This is a genomic window from Phytopseudomonas daroniae, from assembly GCF_004327275.1.
In the GTDB taxonomy this organism is placed as follows: domain Bacteria; phylum Pseudomonadota; class Gammaproteobacteria; order Pseudomonadales; family Pseudomonadaceae; genus Aquipseudomonas; species Aquipseudomonas daroniae.
In genome coordinates this window covers 1-18,977 of record NZ_QJUJ01000018.1, presented here as the reverse complement: position 1 = coordinate 18,977, position 18,977 = coordinate 1, and the positions used below count along the sequence as shown (strand labels likewise).

The 18,977-nt window shown below is 61.3% G+C and carries 18 protein-coding genes and 1 pseudogene; 10 read left to right on the top strand and 9 right to left on the bottom strand.

Going from position 1 to position 18,977, the window contains the following annotated elements; translation table 11 throughout:
- Positions 1-23 precede the first annotated feature (23 nt).
- From DNK10_RS25355 to DNK10_RS25340, 5 genes and pseudogenes are all read right to left on the bottom strand, one after another.
- Positions 24-401, bottom strand: a complete 378-nt coding sequence (locus tag DNK10_RS25355; protein WP_242674701.1) for a DUF1090 domain-containing protein — start codon at positions 399-401, stop codon at positions 24-26.
- Positions 402-518: 117 nt separating this feature from the next.
- Complete coding sequence (locus tag DNK10_RS25950) at positions 519-881, bottom strand: GGDEF domain-containing protein (protein ID WP_165496038.1); 363 nt, start codon at positions 879-881, stop codon at positions 519-521.
- Positions 860-1,420 carry an MASE2 domain-containing protein gene (locus DNK10_RS25945; RefSeq protein WP_165496037.1) on the bottom strand — a complete coding sequence of 187 codons (561 nt, stop codon included), beginning with the start codon at positions 1,418-1,420 and terminating at the stop codon, positions 860-862. The genes DNK10_RS25950 and DNK10_RS25945 overlap by 22 nt, the downstream gene beginning before the upstream one ends.
- 323 nt (positions 1,421-1,743) lie before the next feature.
- Complete coding sequence (locus tag DNK10_RS25345) at positions 1,744-3,210, bottom strand: sensor domain-containing diguanylate cyclase (RefSeq protein WP_131193428.1); 1,467 nt, start codon at positions 3,208-3,210, stop codon at positions 1,744-1,746.
- A 228-nt stretch (positions 3,211-3,438) separates the two neighbouring features.
- Positions 3,439-3,960 (bottom strand): annotated as a pseudogene (locus DNK10_RS25340) (C-terminal helicase domain-containing protein); the annotation flags it as partial.
- 108 nt (positions 3,961-4,068) lie between these two features.
- On the opposite strand from DNK10_RS25340, the gene DNK10_RS25335 reads away from it, so the two are divergent.
- Positions 4,069-5,175, top strand: a complete 1,107-nt coding sequence (locus DNK10_RS25335; RefSeq protein WP_131193427.1) for a Gfo/Idh/MocA family protein — start codon at positions 4,069-4,071, stop codon at positions 5,173-5,175.
- A 131-nt stretch (positions 5,176-5,306) separates the two neighbouring features.
- Here DNK10_RS25335 and fabV read toward each other — a convergent pair whose 3' ends face one another.
- Positions 5,307-6,512, bottom strand: a complete 1,206-nt coding sequence (gene fabV, locus DNK10_RS25330; protein ID WP_131181312.1) for an enoyl-ACP reductase FabV — start codon at positions 6,510-6,512, stop codon at positions 5,307-5,309.
- A gap of 333 nt (positions 6,513-6,845) precedes the next feature.
- On the opposite strand from fabV, the gene DNK10_RS25325 reads away from it, so the two are divergent.
- Positions 6,846-8,291, top strand: a complete 1,446-nt coding sequence (locus DNK10_RS25325) for a SulP family inorganic anion transporter (RefSeq protein ID WP_131181313.1) — start codon at positions 6,846-6,848, stop codon at positions 8,289-8,291.
- Positions 8,292-8,463: 172 nt separating this feature from the next.
- Here DNK10_RS25325 and DNK10_RS25320 read toward each other — a convergent pair whose 3' ends face one another.
- Positions 8,464-8,844 carry a winged helix-turn-helix transcriptional regulator gene (locus DNK10_RS25320; RefSeq protein WP_131181314.1) on the bottom strand — a complete coding sequence of 127 codons (381 nt, stop codon included), beginning with the start codon at positions 8,842-8,844 and terminating at the stop codon, positions 8,464-8,466.
- 85 nt (positions 8,845-8,929) lie between these two features.
- Here DNK10_RS25320 and DNK10_RS25315 point away from each other — a divergent pair, with 85 nt between their 5' ends.
- The 3 genes from DNK10_RS25315 to DNK10_RS25305 all read left to right on the top strand — a co-directional run bounded on the left by DNK10_RS25315 (position 8,930) and on the right by DNK10_RS25305 (position 13,850).
- Complete coding sequence (locus DNK10_RS25315) at positions 8,930-9,991, top strand: SDR family oxidoreductase (RefSeq protein WP_131193426.1); 1,062 nt, start codon at positions 8,930-8,932, stop codon at positions 9,989-9,991.
- 230 nt (positions 9,992-10,221) lie between these two features.
- Positions 10,222-11,007: a substrate-binding periplasmic protein gene (locus DNK10_RS25310; protein ID WP_131193425.1), complete on the top strand. Its 786-nt coding sequence runs from the start codon at positions 10,222-10,224 to the stop codon at positions 11,005-11,007.
- Positions 11,008-11,330: 323 nt separating this feature from the next.
- A complete protein-coding gene (locus DNK10_RS25305) occupies positions 11,331-13,850 on the top strand; it encodes a PAS domain S-box protein (protein ID WP_131193424.1) in 2,520 nt (839 codons plus the stop codon).
- Positions 13,851-13,891: 41 nt separating this feature from the next.
- On the opposite strand, the gene DNK10_RS25300 is transcribed toward DNK10_RS25305, so the two are convergent.
- Entirely contained in the window at positions 13,892-14,146 is a 255-nt protein-coding gene (locus DNK10_RS25300) for a hypothetical protein (RefSeq protein ID WP_131193423.1), read from the bottom strand.
- 56 nt (positions 14,147-14,202) lie between these two features.
- Positions 14,203-14,472 carry a DUF1652 domain-containing protein gene (locus DNK10_RS25295; protein ID WP_242674700.1) on the bottom strand — a complete coding sequence of 90 codons (270 nt, stop codon included), beginning with the start codon at positions 14,470-14,472 and terminating at the stop codon, positions 14,203-14,205.
- A gap of 384 nt (positions 14,473-14,856) precedes the next feature.
- Between DNK10_RS25295 and DNK10_RS25290 the strand changes: the two genes are divergently transcribed.
- The 5 genes from DNK10_RS25290 (at position 14,857) to DNK10_RS25275 (ending at position 18,762) form a co-directional block, all read left to right on the top strand.
- Positions 14,857-15,033 (top strand): con-10 family general stress protein, encoded by a 177-nt coding sequence (locus DNK10_RS25290; protein ID WP_131181320.1) that lies wholly within the window; start codon positions 14,857-14,859, stop codon positions 15,031-15,033.
- Between the two features lie 543 nt (positions 15,034-15,576).
- On the top strand, positions 15,577-15,813 hold the full coding sequence (locus tag DNK10_RS26260; RefSeq protein ID WP_244216323.1) for an NUDIX domain-containing protein: 237 nt from the start codon (positions 15,577-15,579) through the stop codon (positions 15,811-15,813).
- Positions 15,810-15,962, top strand: coding sequence for an NUDIX hydrolase (locus DNK10_RS26255; protein WP_244216322.1), 153 nt, complete (start codon positions 15,810-15,812; stop codon positions 15,960-15,962). The genes DNK10_RS26260 and DNK10_RS26255 overlap by 4 nt, the downstream gene beginning before the upstream one ends.
- 110 nt (positions 15,963-16,072) lie before the next feature.
- Positions 16,073-16,858, top strand: coding sequence for a 2-keto-4-pentenoate hydratase (locus DNK10_RS25280; RefSeq protein ID WP_131193422.1), 786 nt, complete (start codon positions 16,073-16,075; stop codon positions 16,856-16,858).
- A 257-nt stretch (positions 16,859-17,115) separates the two neighbouring features.
- Entirely contained in the window at positions 17,116-18,762 is a 1,647-nt protein-coding gene (locus DNK10_RS25275; protein WP_131193421.1) for a methyl-accepting chemotaxis protein, read from the top strand.
- Positions 18,763-18,977 lie beyond the last annotated feature (215 nt).

The window sequence follows — 18,977 nt, the reverse complement described above, 5'->3', positions numbered from 1 at the left end:
GGCGATGCAGAGTAGCGCGCTGCTCAGGGGTGCAGGGCGGCCTCGGCCTCTTGCAGTTCGCCGCGGGCCTCTTCCAGCTTGGCCTGGCGCTTGGCGATCTTGTCGGCGTCGCCGTCCAGTTCGGCTTCACGCAGATCCGCCTCGCGCTCGCGCACCTCGGCACGGGCTTCGTTCACCTTGTCTTGCAGTTCGCGCTGCAGTCCGGCATCGGTGCAGTGGCTGCGCGCCTGCTGCAGCGCGGTATTCAAGCCCCTGACCCGGCCACTCTGACCAGCCTCCTCGGCGATACGGATCTGCTGCTCGATATCCGCCTCCTTCGCCGCGCAACGCGGATTGGACGTGTCGTCGGCGAATGCCGGCACGACGGCGGCAAGCAGCAGGCTGGAAAACAGGGCTTTCATCGGGAACGCTCCATGGGCCAATGGCGATTGATCGAGGGCGCCGCGCATGGCGACGCGAATACAGACCACGGATCAGCGCGATGATTTCCGCCAATGCCCGACAAAGGTTCCGGAGCCTCAGACCAGGGTCGACACGGAGAAACGCTCGCCATCGAACGGCGACGCATTGCTGCTGATCACTCGGTTGTAGCCCTGGTGCTTGGCCAGGTACAGCGCCTTGTCCGCCGCGCGGATGCAGTCTTCCACCGACTGCATCTGCGGATGATAGGCGGCGATGCCGATGCTCAGTTCGGTATCGCCCCGCTCGGACTCCGATGCCTGCTGCCGCAGACGCTCCAGCACCGCATGGGCATCCTCCAGGCCGGTCATGGGCAGCAGCACGCAGAACGCGTCGCCGCCGTAGCAACCGGCGGCATCGATCTGCCGTAGGCAGCCATGGATCATCTGGCCCAGACGGGTCAGTAGCGCATCGCCGGCCACATGGCCCTGCGGCTCTGGCCCAGGCTCAGCGCCAGACGATACAGGGTCACCACCATCATCGGATGCAACAGCAGCATGGGCATGCAGGCATACAGGTGCAGCGGCGTGACGGGGGCGTGAAAGGTGGCGCCGAACAACAGCATCCCGACCAGTACGCCGGCCAGTTGTGCGAGCAGCGCCCGGGCCACGAAACGAATACCGCCGGCGGCCACGTTGTTGGCCGTGAGCATGGCGACGAACACCGCGGCGGCAAGCGGGCTGAAACCGGCGGCGGCCAGGGCGAACATGGCGGCGAAGGAGTCGAAGAGGATATGCCAGCGCTCCATGCGCGCCGGCTCGCGGTAGATACGGCTGAGGCCGAAGGCCAGCCAGGGCCAGACAAAAGCGAACAGCAGCAGGGCCAGCCACACCCACGCGGGGCGCTGCAACTCCCATAGCGGCACGCTGACGCAGATGGCGACAACGGGCAGCCCGAGTACCCTGGGCAGCAGCCCGCGGCGAGCGAAATTGCTACGCGATTGGCCGTTATCGGTACGCATGGGCCGCCCTCGTGTGATCCCTGCCATATCCTCGCATCCTGGCGTGCCGTCGCGTTCGTCCCAACTTCAACCACGGCCTTAGATATACAGCATATCCCTGTAGCGGAGCCATCCATCATGGCATCGCGTCTGTGGCGACTCGCGAGGCCTGATCCGGCGTGATGGACGCAATGGAGAAGAGTCGACGGTCACTAATGCACTGTGGGCGCAAGCCTAATAGCAGCTTGCAGTTCGTCCATCTGGCCATTTTTGGCGCTGTTCAAGGGAGGGTGAACAGACTCCAGGTCGCCGAAAGAAGTCAGTTAATCGTTTTGGCTCCGGTTTCACGAGCAGACGGTATCGCGCCCGTTTTCCTTGGCCCGATAAAGTGCTGCGTCGGCCTGCTCAATCAATGTCCTCGGCGTGATTTCATTGGCGATGACTGTGCTTGCGACGCCAATGCTGACTGTCACTATACCGTGGGGGCTCGACTCGTGCTGGATGGCAAGATTCCTTATCTTCGAATTGACCTCTTCCGCCATTGTATGAGCCTGGTGAAGATCACAGTCAGGCAGGAGAATGGCAAACTCCTCACCGCCATAACGGGCCACAAGATCATTCGTTCGTCGCTGAACCGACTGTAGCGCATGGGCAATCTGACGAAGGCAGTCATCTCCACCCGCATGGCCGTATCGGTCATTGAACTGCTTGAAATGATCGACGTCGATCAGCAACAGACTCAACGATATGGGAAATGAAGAGCTCTCCGTTAGCCTGGCAGCGAGATGACTGTCGAATATCCGTCGGTTCGCAATACCCGTGAGGCCGTCAACTTCCGATTCTCTACGGAAGTGAATCTCCCTGCGCTGGGTTGCTACAAGTTGGCGATCCAGCCAAATGGCGGCAGCGATAAGCAAGGATATGCAGACCACTGTCCCGACGACGCCAGACAGGGTTACCAACCACCAACCGGAAAGTACCTCACGCCGATCCACTCCAGCGAAGACGAAAAGGGGAAACTCAGGGACAGATGAGAATGCGGCAATTCTGACGGTTTGCTCACTATCGTCACGATGGATGAAATTACCTTTTCCAAGGTGCTTGATTGCGTCGAAAGCTTCCCGGTTGGGAACCGCCATTTCATCTGAACCATCATGGCCGTGAACGCCGGCGAGGATGATGCCGTCTTCTCGGATAAGATCAATCTTCCCGTTGTCCTCAACATCCAATGTTCTGTAGAAATTCCTGAAGTAGTCGGACTTGATGCTGGCAAGTACGACGCCGCCGAACTTTCCATCCGGTTGGTTATAACGATGGCTGATCGTTATGATGTCGCTATCGTCTGAGCGGGAGCGCACCGGTCTTCCGATGAACGGCAGAGTCGTAGTGTTTTCTTTATGATGCATGAAATACTCACGATCAGCATTATTATGCGAGCCAGTCTGCTGCGCCAATGACGAATTAACCCAGTTCCCCTCCGCGTCATATACAAAAATTCCATGAACTCGATCGGAGCGGGCAACCTGACTGACGAGTATTTCATGCAGGCTTTGCTGATGGGGCTGAACAGGTCTGGCCATCGCTTCCGCGAGTGGTCCAAGCGTAGCGTCGGCGATCTTCAGGCTGTCGGAAGCATGTTGTGCTAGAGACACGGACAAGTTCAGCACGTTGACTTCCGCTTGATGCAGGCGTGCCTGACGCTGCGCGCAGATAGAGAGAACTTCAACCCCGATCAGAATAAGGCAGGCAGAGATAATTACAGTATGCAAGATCGCCCTGTGAATGCGATGAGTAAAGACTATGTTGCTCATTGCTCCTGTTCAGCCCCCTCATCAAATGGCTTGGCCTGTTTAGTTCCGCCCGCCTTGTGCGCACCTTCCTTACTGATAAGGATCGTTTCCGAGAACTAACCATTGCACAAAACTGCGAATTTTCGCAGAGCAATGTCTGGAATACAACGACAGCTCTGATGACCAGCCCGTCATGCTGACCTAGCGGTGTTCATGCACGCGGGGTCGCCAGCACAGACATCCGATGGATCAGGCCGCGACAAGCTGCCGGGCCAAAGCGACTTCGATGGAGTCGCCATCCTGGTGGAGCACATTGAGCCCCGATTCCGGGACATCACCCGATGTGCTCTGAGACACGAGGATCTTTTTCGCCATCAGGGCCAAGCACGTCATCTGCGACGTGGCCGAGTAGCCCAGGTAGATCACCCGCACGGGCTGCTTCTGCCCGATGCGCCAGGAACGGCGCGCGGCCTGCTGCAGCGTGTAGATGTTCCAGCCGCATTGCATGAAAACAATCGTGGGGAACTCCAGCAAATCCAGGCCGGTTTTCACCAGTTTCGGATTCGTGATGAGGATGTCGATCCCGCAATCGGGCTGCTCGGCCATCCAGTCTTCACGGCGGCTGGCATCCACGCTTGCGCGCAGTACCGCCACCGGGAAACCTTCCTGCTCCAGCAGCATCTTCAGCCGGCTGATGATGTCCCGCGTGCCGCTGTAGACGGAATAGACCAAGACCTTGCGGCAAATGTTGATCAGCTCCCGCTCCCTGGGCATTGCCCGGCGCGTGCCGACCGGCGTTTTTACTGAACTTCAACGGCCGACGCCTGCCGACTCCATAGGAGCCGAGCACAGGGCTCGGTAATGCACAGGAGATCTGAAATGCCCGATGCACAAGGCAAGATTCGTTACGCAGTGGTAGCCGGCGGCTGGATTTCCCAAGGGGCGTTCATGCCCGGCGTCGGTCAGACCGACAACTCGGTGATCACCGCGCTGGTGACTGGCGATCCGATCAAGGCCGACGAACTGGCTGCGCTGTATGACATCAAGAGCTACAGCTACGAGGAATTTCCCACGCTGCTCGCCTCGGGCGAGATCGACGCCATCTATCTGGCCACGCCGAACTTCCGCCACCGCGAGTTCGCCGAGCCCGCCCTGGCAGCGGGCATTCACGTGCTGCTGGAAAAGCCCATGGCCACCAGCGAAGAAGACTGCAAGGCCATCACCGCCGCCGCCCAGAGCTCCGGCGCCAAGCTGATGATCGCCTACCGCCTGCACTTCGAGCCTGGCACGGTGGAGATGATCCACCGTATTCGCTCGGGGGATATCGGCGACCCGCGCCTGTTCACCGCGACGTTCACGCAGACCGTCGACCCGGCCAACCACCGCATGCAGAGCGGCTACTGGGCCGGCCCGGTGACCGACATGGGCCCCTACCCGATCAATGCGGTACGCAACCTGTTCGACGATGAGCCCCTGGAAGTCCGGGCCGCGGCGATTCAGACACCCGGCTGCGAGATCAACACCCCGGATACCGTGACCGTCACCCTGCGCTTCGCCGACGAGCGCCTGGCCGTCTTCACCGTCAGCTACAGCCTGCCCGGCAGCCAACGCCTGCAGGTGATCGGCAGCAAGGGTGAGTTCGAAGCCTCGCCCTGCTTCGGTTTCGGCAAGGGCGTGGCGATCGGTTACCGAGCAATCATCGGTGACGAGACCAAGGAGCACACACATCCGGTGGTCGATCAGTTCGGCGGCCAGACCCAGTACTTCTCCGACTGCATCCTGCAGAACCGCGAGCCGGAGCCGGACGGTGATGAAGGCTGGCGCGACGTACGCATCCTCGCAGCCATCGAGCGCGCCCTGGAAAGTGGCCAGCCTCAACGCCTGGAATCGCTACCCAAGCGCCCGGGAATCAGCGTCGAACAAGCTCGCCGCCTACCATTGGCGCAGGTGCCTCGTTACGTGAATACCGACGAACCGGTGGGTTGAGCGGAAGTAGCCATAGGCGTCAAACGGCAAGGTCTGTAATTTTGTTTCTGCCTTGCAGTCTGGGCTTGGAATACGAAAACAAAAGGGACGCCTAAGCGTCCCCTTGTTGGCATCGGCTGGTAGCCTTCTGCTTACAGCTGAACCACATCGAACTCGACGTCGGTGGCCACGTCAGCGTCGTAGTCCACATCGCTGCGCTCGAAGCCGAACAGCTTGAGGAACTCGTGCTTGTAACCGGCGTAGTCGGTCAGTTCGAACAGGTTCTCGGTGGTCACTTGCGGCCACAAGGCCTTGCAGGCGTCCTGCACTTCGTCACGCAGCTCCCAATCGTCCAGACGCAGACGGCCTTCGCTGTCCACTTCGGCCACCTGGCCATCGGCACGATACAGGCGATCGCGGAAGGTACGGTTCAGTTGTTCGATGGTGCCTTCGTGCAGGCCCTTTTCCTTCATGATCCTGAAGACCATCGACAGGTACAGCGGCATCACCGGAATGGCCGCGCTGGCCTGGGTCACGACCGATTTCAGCACCGCCACGTTGGCACCGCCGCCGTTGGCCTGCAGGCGCTTGTCGAGGCGAACGGCTGTCTCGTCCAGATCCTGCTTGGCCTTGCCCAGCGCGCCGTGCCAGTAGATCGGCCAGGTGATTTCGGTGCCGATGTAGCTGAACGCTGCGGTACGCGCCTGGGGCGCCAGCACGTCGGCCTGCTCCAGGGCATTGATCCACAGCTCCCAGTCCTGGCCGCCCATGACGGTGACGGTGTCGGCGATTTCCTGCTCGCTGGCCGGCTCGATGGCCGCCTCGATGATGGTGTCCTTGTTGGTGTCGATGGCGGTCGACTTGTACGGCTGGCCGATGGGCTTGAGCGCCGAGCGGATCACTTCACCGCTCTGTGGCAGCTTGCGCACCGGCGAGGCCAGGGAGTAGATCACCAGGTCGATCTTGCCACCCATTTCGTTCTTGATCAGCTCGATGACCTTGGCGCGCGCTTCGTCGGAGAAAGCGTCGCCATTGATCGACTTGCTGTACAGGCCTTCGGCCTTGGCGAACTTGTCGAACGCAGCCGAGTTGTACCAGCCAGCGGTGCCGGCCTTGGTTTCGGTGCCCGGCTTCTCGAAGAACACGCCCAGGGTGTCGGCGCCAAAGCCGAAAGCGGCCGTGATACGCGCGGCCAGGCCGTAGCCGCTGGAGGCGCCGATAACCAGCACCTTCTTCGGACCGTCGTTACGCACGCCCAGTTTGCGCGTGGCCTCGATCTGCTCGGCCACGTTGCGCTCGCAACCCAGCGGGTGGGTGGTGGTACAGATGAAACCACGAACTTTAGGGTGAATAATCAACGCGTTTACCTCGTCATCGTTTTTTGGGCAGGCGACAGTGTAATGTCGATTGGTCGCCGGAGAAAAATGAGATTAGACCTATTGGTCGCTCCAAATGCCAGCCAGGCCACATTTGCACGGTGGGTTATGTCGTCGCAGGGGGTGGAACGGCCTCAGTGGCGCGGCCTGAAGGCGCAATCCGGCCGGCCTTCGAGCCCCGCTGAGCAGATTTCCGGCACTGGCCTTCGCCCCGCTGATTCCTTACCATCGACAGCCTTCCAATTCCAAGGCCGCACAGGCCGTGCCACGCCCCCTCACTCGCAGGGGCGTTCGTCTTGCTTGATCAGGTAACCCATGAAAATCGCTCGTTTGCGCGCCGATGTCCTGGCCGGTCTCACATCATCGTTCGCGCTGGTGCCGGAGTGCATCGCCTTCGCCCTGGTGGCCCAGGTCAATCCGCTAATGGGTCTGTATGGGGCCTTCTTCATCTGTTTGATCACTGCCCTGTTCGGTGGACGTCCCGGGATGATTTCCGGGGCTGCGGGCTCCATGGCCGTGGTCATCGTCGCTCTGGTGGTACAACACGGCGTCCAATACCTGCTCGCCACGGTGCTGCTCGGCGGCCTGATCATGCTGGCCTTCGGCGTCCTGCGCCTGGGCAAGCTGGTGCGCATGGTGCCGCATCCGGTGATGCTCGGTTTCGTCAACGGCCTGGCCATCGTCATCGCCATGGCGCAACTCGAGCACTTCCAGCATGACGGCCACTGGATCGCCGGCAACGAGCTGTACCTGATGCTCGGCCTGGTGGCGCTGACCATGACCATCGTCTACATCCTGCCGCGCCTGACCCGCACCATCCCACCGGCCCTGGCGGCGATTCTCAGCGTCGGCCTGCTCACCTGGTTCCTGCAGTTACCGACCCACACTCTCGGCGACATGGCGCAGATCGCCGGCGGCCTGCCCGTGCCGGCGCTGCCACAGATTGCCTGGAGCCTGGAAACCCTGTGGATCATCCTGCCCTACGCGGTGCTGATGGCCATGGTCGGCCTGCTGGAAACCCTGCTGACCCTCAACCTCACCGACGAAATCACCGAAAGCCGCGGCCACCCGGATCGCGAATGCGTGGCCCTGGGCGCGGCCAATATAGCCTCCGGTCTGTGTGGCGGCATGGGCGGTTGCGCGATGATCGGCCAGACCATGATCAACCTCAGCTCCGGCGGCCGCGGTCGGCTCTCCGGCGTGGTCGCCGGGGTGATGATCCTGCTCTACGTACTGTTTCTCTCGCCGCTGATCGAGCTGATTCCGCTGGCCGCGCTGGTCGGTGTGATGTTCGTGGTCGCCCAACAGACCTTCGCCTGGGCTTCGTTGCGGGTGCTGGGCAAGGTGCCGATGAACGACGTGCTGGTGATCATCGCGGTAACCGTCATCACCGTGCTCACCGACCTGGCCACCGCCGTGCTGTGCGGTATCGTCATCGCTGCCCTGAACTTCGCCTGGCACCACGCCCGCGAGCTCTACGCCGACAGCCATATCGAGGCAGACAGCAGCAAACTCTACCTGCCCCACGGCACGCTGTTCTTCGCCTCCACCGCGCCTTTCCTCAACCTGTTCGACGCCGCCAACGACCCCGCCGAGGTGACCCTCGACTGCCGTCACCTGAGCTTCGTCGACTACTCGGCCATCGCCGCCCTGATGACCCTGCGCGAGCGCTACAGCAAGGCCGGCAAACATCTGCGCGTGGTGCACCTATCCGAACGCTGCAAGCAGTTACTAAAGCGCGCGGGGATGCAGCCGGCCTGATGGCTGCTGACCTACGAGTCGGACACAGAACGCCCGTCGCCGGGCTACCACGCAGGACTCGTAGGAGCGTCGTCCTCGGCGCGAAGCGATAGCGGCCATGCCGCGCTATCGACGTTGCCTGCAAGATTCGCCCCGGGTCGGGGCTCCTACAAAATGGACGGCCCCATCGAGATCAGCGTCTGCGTGACGTCTGCCTGGGCTGCAACGCATCCAGTGCCGATGCATTCTGCCGAGCCCAGTCGTAGATCAGTTCGATGGGTTCGACCAGGCGCTCGCCCAGCTCGGTGAGCGAGTAATCGACGGACGGCGGCACGCTGTCGTACACCTGCCGGTTCACCAGCCCGCTGGCTTCCAGCTCGCGCAACGTCTGCACCAGCATTTTCTTCGAGATGCCCGGCAGGCTGCGGTGCAGCACACCCGCGCGGGCTCTGCCGCCGTGGCGGGCGTGCAAGCTGTGCAGGATCATGCTCGTCCACTTGGTGGAGAACAGCTCCAGCACACGGCGCGGCGCACAATCCTCGCGCCATTGTTCCTCGGGTGATCCGGTCTGCATCGGGGTGGTTACCTTTTGGTGCCGTCTTGGTTTGAGTTCGCAGCATCGTTATGGTGCCAATGCCCTAACTCCGAAGGAATCTCTAATGACACATCACGCACTGGTCGTTGGCGCGAGCGGCATCGTCGGCAGCGCCACCTCTCGTCTGCTGGCCGATCAGGGCTGGCAGGTCACGGGCCTGGCCCGTCACCCCAAGGCCGCCGAAAACATCACCCCACTGGCCGCCGACCTGCTCGACCCAGGCTCATTGGCAAGCGCGCTCGAAGGGCTGAAACCCAGCCACGTCTACCTGACCACCTGGGCACGCCAGGCCACCGAGGCGGAGAACATCCGCGTCAACTCGGCGATGATCCGCAACCTGCTCGACGCCCTGCGCGCAGCCGGCAGCGTCAAGCACGTCGCCCTGGTCACCGGGCTCAAACACTACCTCGGCCCATTCGAGGCCTACGGCAGAGGCAGCCTGCCACAGACGCCCTTCCGCGAGGAACAGGGCCGCCTGGACGTGGAAAACTTCTACTACGCCCAGGAAGACGAAGTGTTCGCCGCCGCCAGGCGCGATGGTTTCACCTGGAGCGTGCACCGCCCGCACACCATCACCGGCGTGGCAGTCGGCAATGCCATGAACATGGCGACCACTCTTGCCGTCTACGCCTCGGTATGCCGCGAAACCGGACGCCCATTCCGCTTCCCCGGCTCGGCCGTGCAGTGGAACAGCCTCACCGACATGACCGACGCCCGTCAGTTGGCCAAACAACTGCACTGGGCCTCGACCACACCGGCTGCCGCCAACCAGGCGTTCAATGTGGTCAACGGCGACGTGTTCCGCTGGAGCTGGATGTGGCACCGCATCGCCGAATGGTTCGGCATCGAAGCCGCCGCCTTCGACGGCCAGCCCGCGCCGCTGGAACAGCAGATGGCCGATGACGCCGGAGTCTGGCTCAAGCTCGCCATGGAGGAGGGGCTGGCCGAAGCCGACATCGAGCGCCTGATTTCCCCGTGGCACACCGACGCCGACCTTGGACGCCCCATCGAAGTGGTCACCGATATGTCGAAAAGCCGTAAACTGGGCTTCCTCGACTACCAGGCCAGCGACGAAGCGTTCTTCGCCGTGTTCGAACAACTGCGCGATGCCAAGCTGATTCCTTAAGGCGCTTACCGCCACCGCAGGAGCCCGCTTGCGGGCAATTGATGGAGGCCCTCTCGCTCAACCGTATTTGGCAGTCGATACGAAAGCGCCGATCTGGAGGTCGGCGCTTTGCTATGGATTTGCCGGACGACACGCTGCAATGGCGGATATCGGATATCAGTCGACATTAACCCGCCATGGCCCTGGTTTAAACTCGCGCCCATCTCAACAGGGATGTTCATGAGGTTTCTATGAGGCTTTGCAGCGTGCTGTACAGCTGCGTTCTGCTGATGGCGTCGTGGTGCACCGTAGGATCGGCGCAACCTCTGCTGGGGGGTGGCGCACACTGGCATCCCTACAGTTTTCAGGATGCCAGCGGACAGGCCAGGGGCATCGCCGTCGACATCGCCCGCAAGGTCATGGAACAGAACGGCCAGCAGATGGACTTCGTGTTCTACCCGGCCAACCGCCTCAACCTGCTGCTCGACGAGGGCCGCCTGGATCTCAACTACGCGGACTCACCGCTGTGGAACCCGGCGAATGCTGGCGAACGCTTCGTGTATTCACAGCCGTATCTGCACGTTCGCGAGTATCTGTACTTTCTAAGCGACCACCCCGCGCGCCGACTACCGCTCGACAAGCTGCAAGGGCTGCGAATCGGCATCGTGCGTGGCTATACCTACCAAAGCCTGCATGCCGCTCTGCAGGATGATCGGCTGGTGAAGGTGGAAACCTCGCGAGAGCCTGCATTGCTGGACTTGCTGCTACTCGGCCGGGTGGACGCCATCGCGATGGTAGACGACGTATTCGCCGACCTGCTCACCGCTCGCCACCTCGAACCTGGACGCTTCGCCCGCGGGGCGAAACTCAGCGACGCACCGCTGGTGATGAAACTGCAGCGCCAGCATGCGGATCAACTGCCTAAATTGAACGCTGCTCTGCAAACCCTGATCCGCAGCGGCGAGGTCGAACGCATCCGCCGCAGCTACCTGCTCAACCAGACCGAGAAGCCAGGCAAGGCGACTGCTGATCGATAAAGCAGCAATGCCGAGCCAGCCCGTCCCGCACTCGAAAGCGGCTGTGCGGCTCACCCCTGCGGAGCGTTGTTTCAGTTGACGGTGCAACTGGTCGATTGCCTTGTGCACCGTTTGGGATCGGGTTCTCCAGGGTTGCTGCTCATGGGCTTCGCTCGCGACCTGGCGTCACGCGTGCCGACTGGAACAACTCGCCATTACCGGGGAGAACCGGCAACTCGTCGACATTGCGAAAATCTGCTGGAACGCAACCACGGCTTTACACCTCATAAAAGCAAGACCTGACTCGTCTCGCCCCTCTCAATTACAGTGCTCGCCTTGATGATATGGATCAGTTGACCAAGACCGCTCCTGATGAAAGCGCCACTCCGCGCTTCGACTTCCTCGCCGGCGGCGGTGAAATCGGCGAACTGTTGCGAAACGGCAACAGCGCCAACTCGCCACTTGGCTCCCCCAGCGAGTGGTCGCCCAGCCTGAAGACCCTCATGGCCACCGTGCTTCCGGTAAAGGCGCAAATCGTGCTGTTCTGGGGCCCGCAGTACGTCGCCTTGTACAACGATGCCTATGCACCGAGTATCGGCGACAAACATCCACAGGCCCTGGGCCGACCGGCAATAGAAAACTGGGCAGAGCTGTGGGACGACCTCGAACCGCTGTTACGCGGCGTGCGTGAAACAGGGGAAACGTTCGCCGCCAAGGATCGCCCCTTCTACATCAAGCGCCATGGCCGCGGCGAAACCGTCTATTTCGATGTGTCCTATTCGGCGGTACGCGAGATGGACGGGTCGGTCGGCGGCGTGCTCTGCGTCGTCAACGAGACGACTCAGAAGGTGCAGTTCGAGCGCAGACAAGCGTTCCTGGTCGAACTGGGACAGGCACTGCCGTCGATCACCGACCCCGACAAGGTGGAAACCCTCGTGCTGCGCAAGCTGGCCGCAGAGCTGAACGCCTCCCGAGTGTTCTTCGCGGAAAACCTCGGTGACGGCAAGGCACTCAGCGCGCACCAGAGTTACCCGCCGGAGCCAGCCGGCAACGCGGCCTCGCATCGTTATACGAGTGCGCAAGCCGACGTGCTGCTTTCCGGACAGCCGCTCCTGCACCAGGCTTATCCGGACAAGCCCACAACGCTGCATGTGCCAGTGCTGTGTCACGGCACGCTCGACGCCGTGCTGGTGATCGAGCATGAACCCACCCATGTGTTTTCCAACTGCGAAGCGCACCTGGCGGAAGAAACCGCCAAGCTGGCCTGGGAGTGGATCAACCATGCGCGGGCTGAAGAGGCATTACGGGTCAGTTCGGCACAACTGTCGGCCATGTTCGATCAGGCCAGCGCCGGCATCGCGGTGTGCGACGACTGGACACTCACCCAGGTCAACGACCGCTATTGCGAAATCGTCGGGCGCAGCCGTGAAGAGTTGCTTGGCCAGAGCCTGTATGACGTTGGCCAGTCGGGTGAAACCTCAAAGGTCGCTTCTGCATGCGAGCGCCGCCTGCGCCGCGGGCAGCAGTTCGAAGGCACCAGCCGTTACCGCCAGCCCGATGGCACGACCGTCTGGGTACAGAACCATGTGACACCGCTGCTGGATGGGCAGCGCAACATCACCGGAACGATCTGCGTCTGTGTGGACATCAGCGAACGCATGCGGGCCGAGGCCGAGCTGCGCGCGTTGAACGAGAGCCTGGAAGACCGCGTAGCCAGCATGGTCGCGCAGCGTGAAGCGGCTGTGGCGCAGCTTCATGAGGTGCACAAGATGGAGCTGGTCAGCCAGCTCACTGGCGGCTTCGCCCATGACTTCAACAATTTGCTGACTCCCATCATGGCGTCCCTCGAACTGATTCGCCGCCGGCTGCCGGACGAGCGCTCCACCAAACTGGTGGATGGCGCCCTGCAGGCGGCGGATCGCGCACGCATTCTGGTTGCGCGGTTGCTCACCTTTGCCAGACGGCAGAAGCTCAAACCTCAGGCGGTAGCGCTTGGCACACTGATTTCCGCCATGCGCGATCTCATCCAGCGCTCTCTTGGGCCAGTGATCGAGGTGGTCATCGATATTCCCGATGATATGCCGACCGTGCTCATCGACCCGCATCAGCTGGAACTGGCCATTCTCAACCTGGCGGTCAATGCCCGCGACGCCATGGTCGATGGCGGCCGGCTGAAAATCGTCGCGCAGCCGAGTGAGCAGGAAGCCGGCGCTGTAAACAGCCTGGGCGGCGGTCAGTGCGTACACCTGATGGTGGTGGATAGCGGCAGCGGGATGGACGAGGAAACACTGCACCGTTGCGTTGAACCCTTCTATTCCACCAAGGGCGTCGGCAAGGGCACTGGCCTCGGATTACCCATGGTGCAAGGGCTACTCGTTCAGTCGGGTGGCAGCTTCGATATCGCCTCGGAAGTGGGGCACGGCACGCGGGTGAGTTTGTGGTTGCCGACCACCGATGCTCCGGCGGCCAGCGACAACAACGACATCGAAGAGGCTGTGCCACGGGCGCCGCGGCCCGCTCACATCCTGCTGGTCGATGATGAAAACCTGGCGCGCGAGACCACCAGCCTGCAACTGCATGACCTCGGCTATGAGGTGACCGAAGCGAATTCGGCAGCGGCTGCGCTGAATCTGGTCGACGCCGGCCTGAAGCCTGATGTACTGGTCACCGACCACATCATGGCGAACAAACCCGGCGTACAGCTCGCCCAGGAATTGCGGTATAGAATGCCTGACCTGCACGTGCTGATCATCACGGGTGACGCCAACCTAACCCCACTGCAGATCGGCAATTTCGAGGTGCTGGCAAAGCCCTTCCGCCGTCGCGATATCGCCGCCCACCTCGCTCAGTTGGTCAGCCCTTGAGGCGCTAGGCCTCTCTGAGTGAAGCCCGCCATGCTGACAACTCAGGCGCCCTCCAAACCCTCTTTGAAACTCAGCGCCGCTAACCTCACGGTGGTGCCGCCGAGCTTTTCTACGAGCGATGGCGGTGCTTCATCGGAAATCTCGACGATATGCCCCGACACCGAGCCGTCGGCATCGGCATCCGGGTAATCCTCGATCACCCATTGATCGACCTCTTCCCGACTGATGCCAAGCGCTTCGGCCAGAATACCGCTGCGTTGCTCGGCCCAAAGTGTTTCCATCTGATCGCTGCTCATGCCTTCACCTCGCGTGACGGGTTTGAATTACCGCAGTTGTGCCGTGAGCAGCTCTCCTAAGCGAGGCTACCGCTTTTACGCGTGGGCTTCTCCACGCCTTGGCTCTGGGTTTCCAGCCGATGTCTCAGACGTAGCACCAGCTGCGAAATACTTCGCGAACTGGAAAGCTCCGAGCGATCAATACCTGTAACGCTCAGCAGCGCCCGACCACCCTCGGCAGCACGGATCTGGATGACCACGGTGTCGCCAGCCTCGATGGTGCAACGGCAGTCGAGGGGCAGAAAGGCAGACTCGACGATCTGCCGCTGTTCCAAAATGGACATCATCACAGCTCACCTCTGGATGTGAGTGGCTTTGGTTACGCGCGAATAAATCGGCGCTATTTTTTGCGTTCGCAGGCAGGTTCGGATTTACCTCACCGTCGATCGACAGTGAAAGAAAACCCATGCATCAGCGATGCCAGAAACTTCCTCAATAAAAACAAGGCAGCGTGAAAAACCGATCATGCACAATGCAAGAACAGCGCTATTGGCTCTGGCATTTTGCACGCCACCCTACAAGCGTTTTAATTACCGCGCGCCATGATCTTGTTTCGCCATCACCTTTACCGTCCGTCCTTTTATAAAGCATTAAACTCGAACGAATACATTGGAAGCTGCTTCGTACTCCATGAGGATCGGCCTCATACGCTAATTAATCGGGAGCATGATATGACCAACAGCAATCCTGGCAACTTCGCTAATGATCGTGCAAAAGCATCGGAAGCCGGCCGTAAAGGCGGCCAGCAAAGTGGCGGCAATTTTTCCAATGATCGCGCAAAGGCGGCAGAGGCAGGCCGCAAGGGTGGGCAGAACAGCCACGGTGGTGGCGCTAAGCGCTCATCCTAGGTGATGGTGGCAAGGCCTACCACATGCGGGCCTTGCCTTGGTTCTTATTCGATCAAGTTATACGCCTTTCTAAACCTAATCGTTGCAAAAAATCCGTTTCAAATACCGTATCCGAGTAACCAACTCGCCAATCCGATAACACTGGAGTCGTTTCTTATTACCGTCTCATTTATTATGCAAGCACAGGCCACCTAGAAATATCAAACCTCATACGACCTATCGAATAGTCATTAAAATATTCAGTGCCTATTCTAATCAACTGTTTCAAACAAGCTCAACGTGGTGCCTCTTTTGACTGGAGGTTTGCCATGCGTCTGCCAACCGGCCCACGATCGCAGCGACTGGGCATGGAGTTGTATTCGATTGGCAATAAGCGTGACGTACTCGACGCACGCTCGCCGACGTTTCTGAAATGATTGGCGCAGGCGTCTACCATGCGGTTATCGCGGGTACAACAATGATGGACTGCACAGGTCAAACAGAGCGAACTTTTTGCCATTTCAACACCCTGTATCAACACTGCACATGAAGTCTGGAACACCCATGATCAAATCCGCCAAACACCGCGCCACCGTTATCTGCCATCAGCACGGCAAAGTTCTGCTGGTGCGCAAGGCCGAAGCGAAATGGACACTACCGGGCGGCAAGATCGAAGCGAATGAAGGGCCGGCGGAAGCGGCGCTGCGCGAACTTTTCGAAGAGACCGGACTGGACAGCGAAGTGCTGGAATTCCTCGCGTTGCACCAATTCGATAGCCGTCCCCACCAGTTTTCCGCGTGAGCGTGCCGGAGTCGCTGGACGCCAGGCCCCAGAACGAAATCGCCGACTGCCGCTGGTTCTCCTTCGTAGATCTGGACAAGGCCGTCAAGAAACCCTCGCGCAAACTGCTCGAACTGTATTTCGCCGAAGGTCGCCAGGAGCAGGCATGATCGTTTACCGTCGGGGAACACTGCGGCCGGCCTGAGCGCCGCCCCAGCAAGCCAGAACGTGGCGCCAACTCGACTTCACTGATCATCACTTCGCGCACCAGGAACCCCCCATGCAATCCGATCCTTTCGACCCCGATACCAGCGCCACGCTGTTGCTGAAAACCTGGCGCGCAGAAACGCTGCTCGATAGCCTGCCCGCCGAGCTGCGTCCCCATACGCTGCAGCAGGGTTATGACGCTCAGGATTGCCTGTTCAAGGCAGCGGGCGGTACTCGAGCCGGCTGGAAACTGGGAGTCGGCAGCCCCGCCGCCATGCGCGCCGCACAGCTGGCGCGACCGCTGGTGGGTCAACTGGAAACGGCACGCTGCCACGCCAGCGGTGCTGATCTGCAACTACCGACGCGTGCACCACTGACCATCGAATGCGAGATCGCTTTCGTGCTGGCTCGCGATATCGAGCCGCTACCGAACCGCAGCGTACAGCCCGATGATATTCGCCATACCTGCCTGACCTTCGAGGTAGTGCGCTCACGCTTCGTCGACCGCAAGCGTGTCGGCTGGCCGAGTTTCACAGCCGATAATGTCGGCTTCGAAGCCCTGATCATCGGCGCCCCCGCCTGCGATGGCCTGGATCTGCAGGTACTGCGCAGCCTGGCGGAAACGACCGTCGTGCACCTCGATGGCGAGCCGAAAGCCTGTGTGCTGAGCGGAGATGCCGCCACCGATCCGCTGAACTCGCTCGCGGCGCTCTACGCCCACGCCGCCGAACGCGGCGAAACGCTGCGCGCCGGTGACATCGTCTCCACCGGCGCGCTGTGCGAACCCTTCGACATCACCGGCAGCGGCCACAGGCTGTCGGTACGCTACCTGGACGAGGAACTGGCGTTCTCGTGCTGACCAGTTGCCGCGGCGAATCGGCGCCACCATCGTCTCGATGCCCAGCTTGAGGAACTGCCTGGCCGCCTCGTCCTGCCGGCGAGCCTCGCCAAGCCGGTAGCGACGCTAGCAATGCGGCCGCTCGGCTTGCTGGAGTCCCCTTGCTCGATCCCGCTGCCAGCCCTGATGCGGCCCGCCGAACGGTGCAGGCGACATGGCAGCATGAAATCATCGGCGTCCGTATACTGGCGCCACTTCACTGACATGGAACCACACCCATGCGCCTCGACACCCTGACACTCAAGACCCGCCTGATCATCGCGGTGGCCATCCCCTGCATCGCCCTGATTCTGGTTGCCGTGACCAGCCTCAACAGCATGTCCAATATGCAGAAGGAGGCCAGTGCGCTCTACCTCAATACCTCTGCCCCCATGCGTGCCATGGCCGAAGCCGCCTCGCGAATTCCGCGTATGCGCGTGGGCATCGACATGATGCTGCTGCAGGATACCGCCCTGCGGGATGAGCGTGGGGTCAAGACCCGCGTACAGGAGGCCCTCAACGAGGACATCCCCGGCATGCGCGAGGCCATGCGCGACGCGGTCGAGGCGCAGGTCAATCCGGAGCGGCGGGCGCAGGCGCAGCGGCTGCTCGATCAGTTCGAGACGATGGTCGGCGACGAACTCACGCCGATGTTGCAGGCGCTCGATGGCGGCGACATGGCCAGGGCGCAGCAGATCTATAGCGACCAGTACGCGAAGAGTTACGGCGTGATGCGCCTGGGTGCCAACGAACTGCTCGACACCTTGCTGCAGCAAGCCGAACAGCAGAACCAGCGCAGCACCGACAACTACGAGCAAGGCCGTACCCATCAGCTGACGATCATCGTGCTCGGCCTGCTGGTGTCGTTCATCGCCTCCTGGCTGATCGTCACCAACCTGCGGCGTCGCGTATCCATCCTGCAGAGCAGCCTGGGCAACGCCGCCGACAACCTGGCGCTGAACGCCCGCATCGAGCTGAGCGGTAGCGACGAGTTGAGCGACATCGCCCACAGCTTCAACCGCTTCCTGGAAAAGGTCCACGGCATCATGCAGCAACTGGCCGGCAACTCGCGGCAGCTCTCCGACATGGCCCGCGAGGTGGCCGAACGCGCGCAACTGACGCAAAGCAACTGCACCGCCCAGAGCGACCGCACGGTACAGGTCGCTACCGCCATCCACGAACTGGGTTCGACGGTCAACGAGATCGCCGGCAACGCCGAAAATGCGGCCCAGGTGGCACGCGAGGCCACCGAGCACGCCAACGGCGGGCGCGAAGTGGTGGATCAGGCCAACCGGCAGATCGATGCACTCAGCGGTGAGCTGGAGCAGGCAGCCAATGTAGTCGGCGCGCTGGCGGGGCAGATCGACGCGATCAGCGCCACTCTGGGCACCATTCGCAGCATTTCCGAGCAGACCAACCTGCTGGCCCTCAACGCCGCCATCGAGGCTGCCCGAGCGGGCGAGCAAGGCCGCGGCTTCGCCGTGGTGGCCGATGAGGTTCGTACCCTGGCCAGTCGCTCAGGTGCCTCGACCGAAGAAATCCAGAAGGTCATCGACCGCCTGCAGGCCGAATCCCGTTCGGCCGTCGAGGCGATGGCCAAAGGACGCCAGCAAAGCGAACGCGTGGTCGAGTACGCCGCCAAGGCTTCTGAAGCCCTGGCGCAGATCAACGGCCATATCAGCCAGATCAGCGACCAGAACATCCAGGTCGCCACCGCCACCGAGGAGCAGTCCTGCGTGGTCGAAGAGATCAACCGCAACGTCGAGCAGATCAACCAGTTCACCCAGGAAACCACACTGATCGCCGATCAGTTGAACGATGCCAGCAGCAACCTGCAGAGCCTCTCCAGGCAGCTGGATGATCTGGTGGGCAACTTCAAGCTGTAATCCCACCGTATTCCTACAGATCGACGGCAATAAGGCGGTAGCGGCCGTAGGGTGGATGACGCTCTTTTCATCCACCATCGCGATCGCCAGGTTGGTGGACGGATCGGGCCGCGCAGGTGAAGCGTCGTCCACCCTTGTATCTCGACTACCTCCTCGCCAGAGGCGATAGTTCCCGACTGATCATCGGGGGAGGAGCTGCAAGCCGTGTCCACCCT